Origin of the sequence: Burkholderia arboris (assembly GCF_038723655.1) — a bacterium.
Lineage (GTDB): Bacteria > Pseudomonadota > Gammaproteobacteria > Burkholderiales > Burkholderiaceae > Burkholderia > Burkholderia arboris.
Genome location: NZ_CP109823.1, coordinates 1,340,771 through 1,355,460, shown reverse-complemented (window position 1 = coordinate 1,355,460; position 14,690 = coordinate 1,340,771). Strand labels below are relative to the sequence as shown.

Below are 14,690 nucleotides of genomic sequence, written 5' to 3'. Positions count from 1 at the left end.
TAACGTGGGATGGCGTCATCCCGGCGATGAAGCATCGGTATCGGGCAGCGCCGCAGGCTGCACGCCCTTCTCCTGCGCTGAAGATTGCGCATAGTACAACGCTCCCAGCCTGATCCGCTCGCGCCCGGTCGCGATGCGATGCGCGTTCGTATCGCGCAACGAATAGACGCATCCGCAATATTCCTGCTGATAAAAATTCTCGCGCTTGCTGATTTCGATCATGCGAGCCGAACCACCGCCCTTGCGCCAGTTATATTCCCAATACAACAGTTCCGGATAGTGTGAGGCCGCGCGTTTACCGCAGTCGTTGATCTGCTGCATATTCTTCCAGCGCGAAATGCCAAGCGAACTGGTCATCACCGGAAAGCCGTGCTCGTGCGCGTACAGCGCAGTGCGCTCAAAGCGCATGTCGAAGCACATCGTGCAGCGAATGCCGCGCTCGGGTTCGTTCTCCATGCCGCGGGCGCGCGCAAACCAGTTGTCGCGATCATAGTCGGCATCCACGAACGGGATGCCGAATTTCTCGGCAAAACGGATGTTTTCATCCTTGCGCAGGTCGTACTCCTTGCGCGGATGAATGTTCGGGTTATAGAAGAAGATCGTGAAATCGATCGCCGATGCGACCATGGCTTCCATGACTTCCCCGGAACACGGCGCGCAGCACGAATGCAGCAAAACCTTCCGATGGCCGCCCGGTAAGGGCAGGGATTTGCGTTCGCCGGAGTTGGTCATCATCGTTTTACCTCACTCGATCACTGCCGCGTATCGCACGGCCGGCTGCTGATGCGCGTTGAACTCCAGCGATGCAGCCTCGTTGAATGCGACGGCCTTGCCCGCGATCGCATGCATCAGCAGGCCCCCCTGAATGCCACGGAAAATCACCGGGTCGATTGCTTTCTCACGTTCGGCAAGTGAGTAGCGGCGACGTTCGAACACGGGATTGGAGTCCTGGAAGAAAAATGGATCGGGTGCTCACGCCTGACTTTCAGGCGCAAGCATTGCGTGGAGGTGTGGCGCGGCCCGACGCGGGGTATGGGTCCGCAGCAGCTGGCTAAAAGGATCAAAGGCCAAGCGGCTAATGCGCCCGGGCGAACATGATAGTGGCTGAGCCGTGCAGGATGAAATGGTATCTTTTCATCGAACAATTAGTTTTGTTCATGTCCCAATGCAAAACTAGTCTCGCATCTTCGCATCCGCCCATTTCCACTCCCGTGCCGCCTTCACAAACGCCGCAAGATAATCGATGTCGTCATCAGCCTTGCGCGTGCCGAGGAAAATCTGCTTTGCAATGCCCGTCTCTCCAAGTTGCACGGGCGTGAGCGGCATCCAGCCCGCGTATTCCTCCGCGAGCCAGCGAGGTAACGCCGCCACGCCACGGCCGCTCGCCACCATCTGCAGCATGATGTCGGTCGTCTCGATCACCTTGTGGCGCTTCGGCACCATGTTCGCGGGCGTGAGGAACTGCGTGTATATGTCGAGCCGGTCCGTTTCGACGGGATACGTGATCAGCACCTCATCCTGCAACTGCTCCGGCATGACATACGCTTCTCCGGCCAGCGCATGGTTGTCGCCGACCACCAGCACCTGCTCGTAGTCGAACACCGGCTGAAAATGCAGGTCGGGTTTCTTGAGCGGGTCGGGCGTCACGAGCACGTCGATTTCATAGCCGATCAACGCGCCGATGCCGCCGAACTGGAAGCGCTGCTTCACGTCGACGTCGACATCCGGCCAGCGCGCGAGATAAGGCGACACCACCTTCAGCAGCCATTGATAGCACGGCGCGCATTCCATGCCGATCCGCAACGTGCCGCGCTCGCCCTGCGCGTACTGCTTGATACGCTCTTCGGCAAGTTCGAATTGCGGCAGCAACCGGTTCGCGAGGCTCAGCAGGTACTGTCCGGCCTGCGTGAGCCGCATGGAACGTCCCTCGCGCGTCCACACCGGCGTACCGAGCTGCTGCTCGAGCTTCTTCACCGCATGGCTGAGCGCCGACTGCGTGAGATTCAGCGTATCGGCGGCAGCCGTAAGCGAACCCTGCCGCGCCACTTCCCGCACGACCATCAGATGACTGCGATCCAGCATCGCTCACTCCATGAACAATTTTAATGTTTGCATGAAATAAATCCATTTTCATTCATGCAACAGGAACTATATCATCGCTTCCAGTTACTTTTCTTCTGATTAGCACACAGCACATGGTCACTATGCAGATCCACGCACATCGCACCATGAGAGTGACTAATGGTTGCATGCAATCAATTCATGCGCGGTCAACTGTGGCTCAGCGTCAAGTTAGCCCGGAAAGTCGATACCGATGAGACTGCCGAGTAAAGAATCAGAGAAGAAAAGCGGGAAACAAAGAGCAAACGCAGTTCATTTCAGAAATCAGGGTGCGAGATCGCAATGAGTAAAGAATTCACATTTGCCATTAACAGCATCTGTTTCGATGAAGACTATCACCCGTCCGGAAGTACGCGCATCACGACCAACTTTGCCAACCTGGCCAGAGGAACGAACCGCCAGGATAATTTGCGCAACACTTTCAGGATGATTGACAATCGCTTCAATGCCCTGGCTCATTGGGACAATCCTGCGGGCGATCGCTACTCCGTCAAACTTGAAATCATTTCCGTTGAAATGAACATTGACGAAGAAAGCAGCGATAACACACTCCCTTTGATCGAGATATTGAAACCAAATATTATCGATCTGAAAACCGACGAACGCATTGAAGGGATTGCGGGGAACAATTTTTCCTCTTATGTGCGAGATTACGACTTCAGTGTGGTATTACTGGAGCACAACAAGGATCAGCCCGAATTCAGCACGCCAGATAATTTTGGCGACCTGCATGGAAAGCTGTTCAAGAGCTTCGTAAATTCCAGCACTTACAGAAATCAATTTGCCAAACCGCCCGTTATATGCCTGAGCGTTTCGAGTAGCAAGACCTACCACCGGACTGCCAATCAGCACCCCGTATTGGGCGCCGAGTACCGGCAGGAGGAATATTCCCTGACGGACGAATATTTCGAAAAAATGGGTTTGAAGGTTCGCTACTTCATGCCGCCAAACAGTGCCGCACCTTTGGCCTTTTATTTTTCCGGCGATTTGCTTGCTGATTACACCGACCTTGAACTTATCGGCACCATCAGCACGATGGATACCTTCCAGAAGATTTACCGGCCGGAGATTTACAACGCGAATTCCCCGGCTGGAAAATCCTACCGGCCCAGCTTGAAGCACCAGGATTATTCGTTGACTCGAATTGTTTACGATCGGGAAGAACGCAGCCGGCTGGCTATCGAGCAGGGCAGGTTCGTCGAGGATCAATTCATCAAACCATACCGCGCCATTCTTGAACAGTGGTCCGCTGACTACGCTCTTTGACTAACAAAACGCAAGGCCGTCTACCGTGAAAAAATTACTACCCACTTCAACCGCTGGCAGTTTGCCTAAACCTTCCTGGCTTGCCCAACCCGAGACCCTTTGGTCCCCGTGGAAATTGCAGGACGAGGGATTGATCGAGGGCAAGCAGGACGCCTTGCGTTTGTCGTTGCAAGAGCAGCAGCATGCAGGCATCGATATCGTCAGTGACGGCGAGCAGACGCGCCAGCATTTCGTGACCACGTTTATCGAACACCTCAACGGCGTTGATTTTCAGAATCGCAAGACCGTTCGAATTCGCGATCGCTATGATGCGAGCGTGCCGACGGTCGTTGATGCGGTTTCCCGACAAAAACCGGTTTTCGTAGACGATGCCAGGTTTTTGCGCCAGCAAACCAAGCAACCCATCAAATGGGCGTTGCCGGGCCCGATGACCATGATCGATACGCTTTACGACGATCATTACAAGAGTCGCGAAAAGCTGGCCTGGGAGTTCGCAAAGATCCTGAACGAGGAAGCCAGGGAACTGGAAGCTGCCGGCGTCGATATCATTCAATTCGACGAGCCCGCATTCAATGTTTTCTTCGATGAGGTGAATGACTGGGGCGTCGCTACCCTGGAAAGGGCGATTGAAGGTCTCAAGTGTGAAACCGCCGTGCATATATGCTATGGCTATGGCATCAAGGCCAATACGGACTGGAAGAAGACGCTGGGGTCGGAGTGGCGGCAATACGAGGAAGCCTTCCCCAAGCTGCAAAAATCCAGTATCGGCATGGTTTCGCTGGAGTGTCACAACTCGCACGTTCCCATGGAACTGATCGAGCTCATTCGAGGCAAGAAGGTGATGGTGGGGGCCATCGATGTCGCAAGCGATACCATTGAAACCCCCGAGGAAGTCGCCAGCACGTTGCGCAAAGCCCTTCAGTTTGTGGATGCCGACAAGCTCTATCCTTGCACCAACTGCGGCATGGCCCCGTTGTCGCGCGCAATCGCGAGAAGCAAGCTGAGTGCTTTGAGCGCAGGCGCGGAAATCGTCCGACAAGAACTCTCGAACTAGTTCCGCGCTGAAGTCGGAAGTCGTGCTCGGGGAATCGAAGGCCGCGAGGATGTCGGGGAGTGCCATGAAATGGCGCCCTGAATCTGTCGAATTACGCCGCCTCGATTGTTCCGAGCCGCACCCAGTATTCGGTATCTACCATGTCACTTTCCAGCACGGCCATCGAGCCTTTGAGCTTTCGCGAATCGCTCGGGCATTACGCATCCGGTATCACGGTGATTGCATCGCACGTCGATGGCGAGCCGATCGGCTTCACTTGCCAGTCTTTCTATAGCGTGTCGACGAGCCCGCCGCTGGTGTCGTTCAGCGTCATGTCCAGTTCGGCCAGCTATCCGAAAATTCGCCAGGCAGGTCGATTCGTCGTCAATATCCTGTCGGACGAGCAAGTCGGGATTTCCAATCAATTCGCTCGGCGAGGCACGGACAAGTGGCACGGCGTCGAATGGCAGGAATCGCCGCTGGGTAATCCGATCATTGCCGGCAGCCTTCACTGGCTCGATTGCGAAATTTATGCCGAACACGCCGCGGGCGATCACCTGATCGTGATTGGCGAAGTGAAAGCGTTGGACCTGCAAGCCACTGCCGCTACGCAGCCCTTGCTGTACTTCAGAGGACAGTACTGCAACATCGCCGGCGCATAGCCCGGTTCGAGCGCTTTCCGCCGCTGGGCGCCCGCGCATTGGTTCTTCCATGTCGCCAGCCTGCCAGGGACTGGCATCCCCGTCGTTGCCCTGCGCCATCACCAGGCGCCGCTGCGACGACGCTCCTCCCACTTGCAAGGTATCGAGCCGTCTTGAGTTCATTGAAACAGGCGCTAAACGACGGGCGCTTCGTCTGCGTGCTTGAGGTCGTTCCTCAACAGTCCCCTTCGCGCCTGGCCGCGCTCGAGCCAATCGTGCAACGCGGGCACCTGGCAGGCTGGCCGCTACTGCCAGCTTTCGCCGATCGTGTCGGCCTGCACTCGGACCTGAGCCCCTTGGAAGCCGCTGAAGCATTGGGAAATCCGGCCTCATCCTTGCTGCACTTTTCAGGCAAGGATCGCGAGCGTGCCGACTTGCTGCTTCAGATGGACTCGATGAAGGCCCTTGGTGTGGAGCAATTGTTGCTGCTCAGTGGGGATCGCCTGCCAGGCCACCATGATCAGGCACAAGTGCGCTATCTGGAGTCGGTACCTGCGCTGCAAATTGCCCGCGAACACGGCCCGGACTGGCTGTTGGGCGCTGCGCTGAACCCGTTCAAATACCGTGAAGAAGAAGGCGGCGCACAGTACCTGAAAGCGCAGAAGAAGCTTCTGGCTGGGGCGGATTTTCTCACCCTGCAACTCGGCTTTGACGCCGCCAAGCATATTGAAGCCCGGACCTGGATGCGCGCTCAGGCAAGCATGAAACCCATGCTGGCCTGTGTGATGGGGGTGACCGACAAACGCGCGGCCCTTCTGCAGGCCGTACCCGGCATCGTCATCACCGAATCCATGCGAATGCTGTTGGGCAGGGAGCAGCGGGTATCGCAAGCCTATGCCAGCGCACGAAGTGTCGAGCGCCTGGCGTTGCAGATACTGGGCCTGCAATTGATGGGCTATGCCGGTGCTCATGTGTCCGGGGTGCATACGCTTGATGAACTGCTTTCGTTGGAGCAGGCGATCACCGAGCAGCGGGACAGCGTGACCTCATTGACCGAATGGAGCGAGCGATGGCGTGCAAGCTGGCAGCTGCCTGGGGTGCCCCAGGTTAGCTTCACGCCCGAAAGCGGTGCCTGGGAAATGGGGCAATCCGGCGTCACCGCCACCCGCCGGGAACGCCTGCGACATAGGCTGCTCTCTTCCATACATGATCGATTCTTCAGTCGCACGGGATGGCTCAGCAGAGCCTTTGGCTGGAGTGTGACGCGGTCGATCTGGAAGGTCGGCATGGCTGCGAATGCCCTGCATGCAATCGAACGGACGATCAAGCGGCCGCTGGTCGGTTGCGATACCTGCGGCCGCTGCCGCTTGCAGGACACCCTGTACGTATGCCCCGAGACCTGCCCCAAAGGCCTGGCGAATGGCCCCTGTGGCGGCACCCGGCTCAATCGTTGCGAATTTGGCGACCGGGAGTGCGTGCACAGTGTCAAATACCGGATTGCCAAATCTGCCGATCAGTTGGCTGTGCTGGCGCAGACGTTGATTCCTTGCATCGAAGCAGACAACAGGCACCGCAGCTCCTGGCCCGAATGGTTCGAGCCGGAAGACCCTACGCAGGGCGCTGAATCAAACCCCCGAGAATGGAAGCCGGCCAGGCGGCCGTTACGACGCCGAAAGTGATCGGTGGCCGAAACTACGCCTTGAACGGTCATTCAATCTGGTTTCCTGAGTGACTGTGGGTGGCCGCTAGCTGCTGCTAGCCGCGCCTCGCTCCGCCACGGCCAGCCCGAACAGGACATCGAAAGTCGCACTCACGTCGAACTCGATCCCCGCATCCATCATGGTTGTCATCGAACCGGGAATCCCTGACGCTCGAGAAACTCGGATACCACGGGCTCCCAGACCTCGACACCGTGCGCGAACAGCATGTGCCCGTTCTTCTCGAACGGCGGAAGCAGCCGATAGTCGGCACTGCCACCGGCGCGAACGAATGCATCGTGCCAGGCGCGGCTATACGTCGGAGCGAAATACTGATCGTTTTCGGTATAGATCCAGAGCATCGGGACACGCGCCGTTGTTCCGAACCGAGAATACATGGCTTCCAGTCGTTCGCCCTGACATGGCACACCGGGATGCCCGACCGGGTCCCCGCCGGAACCGCCTGCGAAGTTGATTGCCCCGACCACGCCGTCCGGATTGTCGGCTGCCATGGCCGTCGTGACGAAGCCACCGACCGATTGCCCGACAATGACGATGCGATGCGGGTCGACATGGGGTTGCCGCCTCGAGTAATCCAGTACGGCAAGCTCTTCAGCGCGAGCCGCATCGATCATCGGGGCATAGTCCTTCTGGCGGCATTTACCGCTATATTCCGGATCGAACTGCGTGCCGAACTGACCATAGCCGATGCGCGTAGGTTCAAATACGGCGAAGCCTCGTTTCACAAAAAAAGCAACTTGCCGGGTGAAGCGAAAACGCGGCGGCGTGCCGCGATCCGTTCCGCTGCGACCATGATTGAGAATCAGGATCGGGAACGGCCCTTCGCCATCCGGAAGGAATTGCGTGATCGCAACCTTGCCCGTCTGTTCCGTCCCGTAGAAATCCTTGACGGTCACGTCGATTGTCGAGACGGATTCGTGCAGGTCCGACCTGAGCTGTTCGGCGTGGACGCCGGGAATCACGAGCGCAAGGCCAATCCAAAGCAGGCGTCGGGTCATTGTCATAGGGTCTACATATCGAAAATGGATGGCTTCAGCACGGCAATCGCTGAAGCGTGACGCGCGCCGTCACACACGACGCCCCAGCAATTGCCCCGGCCAACCCTCCACGTCGAAGGTCGAAATTCGCTCATACCCGCAGGACTCGTAAAAACGCACCAGCGCGCCCGTCCCGCCGCCGTAGCAGTCCACGCGCAGGCGCGCCACCCCCGCAGCCCGGGCGCGGTCGTCCGCAAAGGCCATCAGGCGCCGGCCGACACCGCGCGCCTGTGCGTCGCGCGCCGCCACCAGCACTCTCACATAGATTTCCGGCTCGGTTGCGGCAGGCACGTAGGGCATGGCTTCGCCCAGGATCAATGCGCCCAGAATGCGGCCCTCCGGCCCTTCCGCCACCCACGCTTCGGGCAGCGCACAGGCTTCGGTCACGAGCGCGATCCGCTTGGGCGACGTCGACCAAGGCTCGCGGCCCCATTGCCCTTCGTTGCCGATGGCGACGAACCAGGCGATCACCTCGTCAAAGATGCCCAGCACCGCCGGCACGTCAAGCGTGCTGGCACGGCGAATCACCCGCTCGTCGGTTCCTGTCACCGTCACGTTCCACTCTCCTTCGCCGGATTCGACGACCGGCGCACGATTGTTTGCAAAGGCGGGCGGGCAGGCCCGCTACGGTACCGACCTTCAACCCGGTCGATCAGCGCAACGTCTGGCGGCCCACGATGCCCCGATGTCGCCCGTCGCGGCAAAACTATACAATCGATGCGACGCATCGAAGACATGAAGCGCCTGCCGCCCAATCTCGTCTGCCGCCATGACATCACCCGCTGCCCCTTCGCCTTCCGCCCCGCCGGTCCTCGGCGTCTACCGGCAACTGGCGGACCCGTCCGCCGGACAATGGATCGTCAGCCGCTCCGAACGCGCGCACATGTACCGCATCCAGCATCGCCGGCCCGACGGCAGTACGTCGGTCGATACGGTCGTCGACGCGGACAACCTCGACGCGAAGCTGCACAAGTGGCTTCGGGAAGGCTTCGTCCGGCGCGAAACGGACGACCGCGCCGCCCCCGCGCATCGCGGCGGCTTCATGCAGGACCTGCGGCGCGCGCATGCGTCGCGACCGGCGCCAGCCGTCGACGCGACGCATACCGCGCACGTCGGCGGCGTGCCGATGCCGCGCGGCCCGGGCGGGCCGCTCGTGCCGCCGACGAACCCCGCCTACCTGTTCACCGCGCGGGCGGCGAACGTGCTCGAAGACATCGTCGAGAACCGCCGCATCCTGTTGATCGGCCATACGGGCACCGGCAAGACGAGCCTCGTCGAGCAGGCGGCCGCGCAGGCCGGCCACGGCGTGCTGCGCTCGAACATGAACGGCCAGACGACGGTCGGCGACTTCGTCGGCTTCTGGACCGTCAAGGGCGGCGAGACGATCTGGGTCGACGGCGTGCTGCCGACGGCGATGCGCGAGGGCCTGTGGCTGATCGTCGACGAGATCGACTTCGCGGAACCGGCGATCCTCGCGGTGCTGACCGCCGTGCTCGAACCGGGCGGCCGTCTGCTGCTGAAGGAGAAAGGCAACGAGATCGTCGTGCCGCACCCGTCGTTCCGGCTGTTCGCGACCGCCAACGCGGTGGGCGCGATGGGACAGTTCCGCCACCTGTACCAGGGCGCGAACGTGATGAACGAGGCGTTCCTGGACCGCTGGCGCGTGTACCACCTCGACTATCTGCCGCCGGCCGACGAGGCGCGCGTGCTGCAGCGGACCTTCGGCGCGGCGATGTCGCCGGCGATGGCCGCCACGCTCGCGGCGATCGCGGCCGACTGCCGTGCCGCGTTCGTCCGCGAGGATCTCGCCAGCGCGTTCTCGACGCGGCGCCTGCTCGACTGGGCCGCGCTGATGCTGCGCACCGGCGACCCCGAATCGGCCGCCGGCCCGACGCTCTACGCGAAGGTCGGTGCGGATGACGCCGACCTGATCCGCAGCATCATCCGCCACTACATCGACGTCGAGGCCTGACGCGATGGACCGGGACGACGACGCGCGGTCGCTGCACCTGACCCGGCTCGCCCGCACGCTCGCGCAACGGCACGGCATCGAAGTGCGTTTCGCGAGCCACGGGCCGGTCGTGCAGCGCGACGTGCTGGTGCTGCCCGACACGCTGCTCCGGGGCGGCATCGACGACGACGCGATCACCGGCTTCGTCGACCTGTATGCCGCACGCGAGCGCTTCGGCGCGACCGACACCGTGGCCGCGCTGGCGTCGCCCGCCGTGCGGGCCATTGCGCAGGCGATCGACGACCGGCGCGCGGCCGGCTGTCTCGTCGCGATCTATCCCGGTGCGAAGGCGTTCCTGGGCCGGATGCGGGCGGTGTCGTCCGCCGACATGCTGCGCCGGTGGCCGCACATGGCGTGGCGCGACAAGCTGCTGTCGCGCCTCGAACGCGCGTTGTGGGACGAACAGCCGTCCGCCCTCGAGCGCATGCCGTCGCTCGACGCCACGCTGGCCGCATCCGGCGATCTCGTCGGCGAAGCCCGCGCCGCGACCTCGACGGCCGACAGCATCCGCGCGGCACGGCGGATCGTCGAACGCGTGCGCGCGCTGGCGTCGGCCGGCGCGAACAACATGATGTTCACGGCCGATCCGGGCGGCACGCTCGACAGCGACACCGTCGCCGCCGAGTTCGAACCGGACGGCCGGGGCACATCGGACGACGCGCGTGCGCCGGTGGCGGCCGAATCCGGCGCCGGGGCGCTCGCCGACACGGAATCGTCGACGGCATCGCCGGCGCCGGGCGATGCGGCGCCCGGCGCGATCCGCCTGTCGGCGGACAGCCGGCCGCTGTTGTCGGTTCCACTGACCACCGCATTCGACACGGTGACGGACTTCACCGGCCACGGCGAACCGGCGCGCTGGCATCGTCTGCGCGGCATGGCCCGCGCGCAGACCGAGCCGCTCAAGCTTCAGCTCGAACGCGCGCTGAAAGTCGATGAGCAGACACGCTGGAAGCGCGAACAGGAGCGCGGCGAGCTCGACCGGACCGCGCTCGCCCGCCTCGTGACGTCCCCCGGTTACCGCACGCCGTTCCGCGTCAAACGCACGGCGCCCGGGCGCGACGCGGCGGTCAGCCTGCTGATCGACTGCAGCGGCTCGATGGCCGGCAGGAAGATCGAACTCGCGACGCTTTGCGCCGCTGCGCTGTGCGACGCGCTGATGCAGCTCGGCTTTGCATGCGAAGTGCTCGGCTACAGTTCCGTCGAGGATGCGGCGATGCACGCGCATTACCAGCGCTGGATCGACGACGGCCGCAGCACATTCGGCTACAACCGGTTCGTCGAACGGCTCGACCTGCGCGTCTACAAGCGGTTCGATTCCGACAACCCGAGCGGCGTCGCCTGCGTCGAATGCGGCCACGAGAACCCCGACGGCGAGGCGTTGAGCTGGGCCGCCGAGCGCCTGCTGTCGACGCGCGCGCGCCGGCGTATCCTGATGGTGCTGTCGGACGGCTATCCGGCCACCGGCGACGGCCACCCGGCGATCCTGCGCACCGACCTGCGCGCACGCGTCGAAGCGCTGCGCGAACGACGCGTCGAACTGATCGGCGTCGGGATTCTCGACGACGCGGTCGAGTCGTTCTATCCGGTCAGCAGCGTGGTCGAGCACCTGAACGAGCTGCCGGGCGCGGCGTTCGCCGTACTGAGCGATACGCTGCTGGATCGGCGGTAGCCGTCGGCGCGACAGGTCGGCGCGCGCGTCGATTCGCAGGCGCGTCACATCGGGCGACTAGCATCTCGACGGCCAACGCGAATCGCAGCCGCCTGCGGGATGCCGCTTTCCACTGCGCTCGATCGGCCAGCCGGTTCCGATGCGCGTGCGTCAGGCAGCACGAATCTTGCTCCGCGCCCGTTCGACTTTCACCCGACGGCGGATTCGGCCACATCTTCCTGCCACCGCCACCCGCACGAAACTGCCCATGCCCAGGAAAAAATCCAGCATCTGGTTGCGGCATCTCGCGCTGTTCTCCATTGCGACCGGCGCACGTCCGAAGAAGCCTGCCGCCAGGCAGCGACCGGCAGCCAAACGGGCGAGCAAGCCGGCGGCCAAACCGACCGCCACCGCCCGCGCCGCCCGACGCACCGGCGCGGTGCGTCCCGCCCCCGCGCCGTCTGACATGGCGCCCGGCACGTGGCGCCGCTCGTTTCATTCCGCCGGCCCGAGTGCCGGCCGGCTCGTGAACCATCTTGCGTATGCGCTGTATCTTCCCGCCGCACCGGCGACGACAGCGGGCATGCCGGCCGTCGTCATGCTGCACGGCTGCAAGCAGACTGCCGAGTCGTTTGCGGCGGGCACGCGCATATGCGGCCTGGCGGAACGGGCGGGGTTCGCCGTGCTGTTTCCCGAGCAGGCCGCCACAGCTCACCCGCACCGCTGCTGGCACTGGCATGACGATGCGACCCGGTCCGAAGCCGCGGCGGTCGCGTCGCTGGTCGACGCCGTCGTGCAGCAGTACGGCTTCGACCGCGACCGGATCTACGTCGCGGGCATGTCCGCCGGCGCCGGACTCGCCGCGGCGCTGGCGATCCGCCATCCCGAGCGCTTCGCGGCGGTCGGCCTGCACTCCGGGCCGGCCATCGCGCCGCCGCTGTCGACGATGGCCGCCATGAGCCTGATGCGTCACGGCATCCGCGACGATCCGGTACGCGTGGTCGACGCCTGCGCCGACATCGCGGCCTATCCCGGCATGCCGGCCCTCGTCGTGCACGGCGAACTCGATACGGTCGTGACCGACCGGAACGCGCAGCAACTCGGCATCGCGTTCGCCCGGCTCAACCGGCTCGTCGACGAACACGGCGCGATACGCGTCGGCGAGCAACGCTCCTGTGCGCGCGACGATGCGCACTACACCGACTATCTCAAGGGCGGCCGGCTCGTCGTCAGGGTATGCATCGTCAGCCGGCTGCGGCATGCGTGGAGCGGCGGCGACCCGCGCGAACCGTTCCATTCGGCCAGCGGGCCGGACGCCACCGCGATGTTCTGGCATTTCTTTCGTCGCCAGCGCCGCAAGCGAGGGGAATGACGCGCGACACCCGTACCGGCTTCTCGCGACCGGCCGCCGCCATGGCGTCATGCCCGTTGCGCCAGCGCTGCCGCGTTCGCGCGATCGCCCGCACGCCGGACCGGCAGCCGCACCCGAAAGGTCGTGCCGCGCCCGGGCTCGCTGGTCACGTCGATCGCGCCGCGATGGCGCTCGACGATGCCGTGCGACACCGACAGCCCGAGCCCCGTGCCCTGCCCGACCGGCTTCGTGGTGTAGAACGGATCGAAGATCCGCCGGACGACGTCGGGCGTCATGCCCGTGCCGGTGTCGCTGATGGCGATCGATACCTGGTCGCCGTCGCTCGACGTGCGGATGGTGATCACGCCATGCTCGGGAATCGCCTGCGCCGCGTTGACCAGCAGGTTCATGAATACCTGGTTCAGTTGCGAAGGCAGGCATTCGACGTGCGGAACCTCGCCGTAGTCGCGCACGACGTCGGCCTTGTACTTGAGTTCGTTATGAACGACGTTCAGCGTACTCTCGAGCCCCGCATGCAGATCGACCACGCGCCATTCGTCGCTGGCCGGGCGCGAGAAATCGCGCAGGTCCTGCACGATCCGCCGCACGCGCAGCGCACCGTCGATCGACTCGTCGATCAGCGTCGCGATCTCGTCGCGCACGTAGTCGAGATCCGCTGCGCGGCGCGCGGCCGCCAGCGCGTCGCGGGTGGCCGGATCGAGCTGCGGCAGCGCGGCTTCATGCGCCGCGACCACGTCGAGCAGGCTGCGCACCCATGTCTTCAACGTATTGAGGTTCGCGCTGACGAAGCCGATCGGATTGTTGATCTCGTGCGCGACGCCGGCCGCGAGCTGGCCGATCGACGCGAGCTTTTCCGACTGCAGCAGCTGCTCGTGCGTTTCCTCGAGCACCTGCAGCAGGCGCCGCTGTTCGTCCTTCTCCTGTTCGAGCAGCGCGTGCGCAGCCTTGCGTTCGTCGATCTCGGTCGCCATGTTCTCGCGCGTGCGCTGCAGCATCTGTGTCGTCTGCTCGTAGCGGCGCAGTGCGCGTTCGAGCTCGTCGGTGCGCAAGCGCACGAGCCTCTCGAGCGTGTCGGTCATGCCGCGCAGGAAGGTTGTGCGCGCATCGAAGCGGCACAGCATCAGCGTGACGACCAGCGTCGCCATCGTGAACAACGCGACCGTCGTCGCGAGCCACGGCGCATCGACGCCTTGCGCGGCGCCACAGCGTGCGTCCGGCGCGAAATGCGCGGCCGCCATGCCCGTGTAGTGCATGCCGGTGATGGCGAGGCCCATGATGATGGCCGCGCCGACGCGTTGCGCGGTCGCATGGCGCGCCTGTTGCACGCGCAACGCCTGCGCAATCCAGAGCGCGGCCGTCGATGCGATCACGGCAATGCCGATCGAGGCGGCGAACAGCGCGGCATCGTAACGAATGCCCGGCTGCATGTGCATCGCGGCCATCCCCATGTAATGCATGCCGGCAATGCCGCCGCCCATCAGCACGCCGCCCGCGCACAGCCGCCGCCAGCCCAGCCGCGCGCGCGTGACGACGTTCAGCGCGAAATACGACACGAGCACGGCGATCGCCAGCGAGATGCCCGTGCCCTGCCATGCATAGCCGAGCGGAATCGGCAGCGAGAACGCGAGCATGCCGACGAAATGCATCGACCAGATGCCGGTGCCCATCGCGGCCGCGCCGCCGCCCAGCCACGCCCGCTTCAGCTTCGGGTTGTCGAGCAGCGAAATGAATGCCGCGAGATCGAGCGTCGTATAGGAGGCCAGCGTCGCGATCGCCAGCGACAGTACGACGAGCGGCAGGTTGTAGGTGCCATGCATGATCGGGCGCCTGGAGCGGGTTGAAT

The 14,690-nt window shown here is 63.2% G+C and carries 13 protein-coding genes; 7 read left to right on the top strand and 6 right to left on the bottom strand.

All coding sequences use genetic code 11. The annotated features are described in order from the left end of the window. Positions 1 to 15: 15 nt before the first annotated feature. The 3 genes from OHZ10_RS38615 to OHZ10_RS38605 form a co-directional block, all read right to left on the bottom strand. Complete coding sequence (locus OHZ10_RS38615; RefSeq protein ID WP_342706510.1) at positions 16 to 732, bottom strand: epoxyqueuosine reductase QueH; 717 nt, start codon at positions 730 to 732, stop codon at positions 16 to 18. A gap of 12 nt (positions 733 to 744) precedes the next feature. After that, positions 745 to 936, bottom strand: coding sequence for a hypothetical protein (locus OHZ10_RS38610; protein ID WP_404823516.1), 192 nt, complete (start codon positions 934 to 936; stop codon positions 745 to 747). Between the two features lie 237 nt (positions 937 to 1,173). After that, on the bottom strand, positions 1,174 to 2,082 hold the full coding sequence (locus OHZ10_RS38605) for a LysR family transcriptional regulator (protein WP_342706279.1): 909 nt from the start codon (positions 2,080 to 2,082) through the stop codon (positions 1,174 to 1,176). 321 nt (positions 2,083 to 2,403) lie between these two features. On the opposite strand from OHZ10_RS38605, the gene OHZ10_RS38600 reads away from it, so the two are divergent. From OHZ10_RS38600 to OHZ10_RS38585, 4 genes are all read left to right on the top strand, one after another. Continuing rightward, positions 2,404 to 3,387 (top strand): DUF1852 domain-containing protein, encoded by a 984-nt coding sequence (locus OHZ10_RS38600; protein ID WP_342706278.1) that lies wholly within the window; start codon positions 2,404 to 2,406, stop codon positions 3,385 to 3,387. A gap of 25 nt (positions 3,388 to 3,412) precedes the next feature. Beyond that, the gene (locus OHZ10_RS38595; RefSeq protein ID WP_340625923.1) at positions 3,413 to 4,441 is read left to right on the top strand and encodes a methionine synthase; all 1,029 of its coding nucleotides are present in this window, start codon (positions 3,413 to 3,415) and stop codon (positions 4,439 to 4,441) included. 140 nt (positions 4,442 to 4,581) lie between these two features. Further along, on the top strand, positions 4,582 to 5,082 hold the full coding sequence (locus OHZ10_RS38590; RefSeq protein ID WP_059241373.1) for a flavin reductase family protein: 501 nt from the start codon (positions 4,582 to 4,584) through the stop codon (positions 5,080 to 5,082). A gap of 152 nt (positions 5,083 to 5,234) precedes the next feature. Next, positions 5,235 to 6,740 carry a methylenetetrahydrofolate reductase C-terminal domain-containing protein gene (locus tag OHZ10_RS38585; protein WP_342706277.1) on the top strand — a complete coding sequence of 502 codons (1,506 nt, stop codon included), beginning with the start codon at positions 5,235 to 5,237 and terminating at the stop codon, positions 6,738 to 6,740. 167 nt (positions 6,741 to 6,907) lie between these two features. Here the strand turns inward: OHZ10_RS38585 and OHZ10_RS38580 are convergent, their stop codons facing one another. Continuing rightward, a complete protein-coding gene (locus OHZ10_RS38580; protein ID WP_342706276.1) occupies positions 6,908 to 7,777 on the bottom strand; it encodes an alpha/beta hydrolase family protein in 870 nt (289 codons plus the stop codon). 69 nt (positions 7,778 to 7,846) lie between these two features. Beyond that, entirely contained in the window at positions 7,847 to 8,371 is a 525-nt protein-coding gene (locus OHZ10_RS38575) for a GNAT family N-acetyltransferase (protein WP_174992353.1), read from the bottom strand. A gap of 214 nt (positions 8,372 to 8,585) precedes the next feature. Here OHZ10_RS38575 and OHZ10_RS38570 point away from each other — a divergent pair, with 214 nt between their 5' ends. The 3 genes from OHZ10_RS38570 (at position 8,586) to OHZ10_RS38560 (ending at position 12,847) form a co-directional block, all read left to right on the top strand. Then, positions 8,586 to 9,788 (top strand): AAA family ATPase, encoded by a 1,203-nt coding sequence (locus OHZ10_RS38570; RefSeq protein WP_342706275.1) that lies wholly within the window; start codon positions 8,586 to 8,588, stop codon positions 9,786 to 9,788. Positions 9,789 to 9,792: 4 nt separating this feature from the next. Then, positions 9,793 to 11,496, top strand: coding sequence for a cobaltochelatase CobT-related protein (locus OHZ10_RS38565; protein ID WP_342706274.1), 1,704 nt, complete (start codon positions 9,793 to 9,795; stop codon positions 11,494 to 11,496). 247 nt (positions 11,497 to 11,743) lie between these two features. After that, the gene (locus OHZ10_RS38560; protein WP_174992418.1) at positions 11,744 to 12,847 is read left to right on the top strand and encodes an extracellular catalytic domain type 1 short-chain-length polyhydroxyalkanoate depolymerase; all 1,104 of its coding nucleotides are present in this window, start codon (positions 11,744 to 11,746) and stop codon (positions 12,845 to 12,847) included. Between the two features lie 47 nt (positions 12,848 to 12,894). On the opposite strand, the gene OHZ10_RS38555 is transcribed toward OHZ10_RS38560, so the two are convergent. Continuing rightward, a complete protein-coding gene (locus OHZ10_RS38555; protein WP_226196049.1) occupies positions 12,895 to 14,664 on the bottom strand; it encodes a histidine kinase in 1,770 nt (589 codons plus the stop codon). Positions 14,665 to 14,690 lie beyond the last annotated feature (26 nt).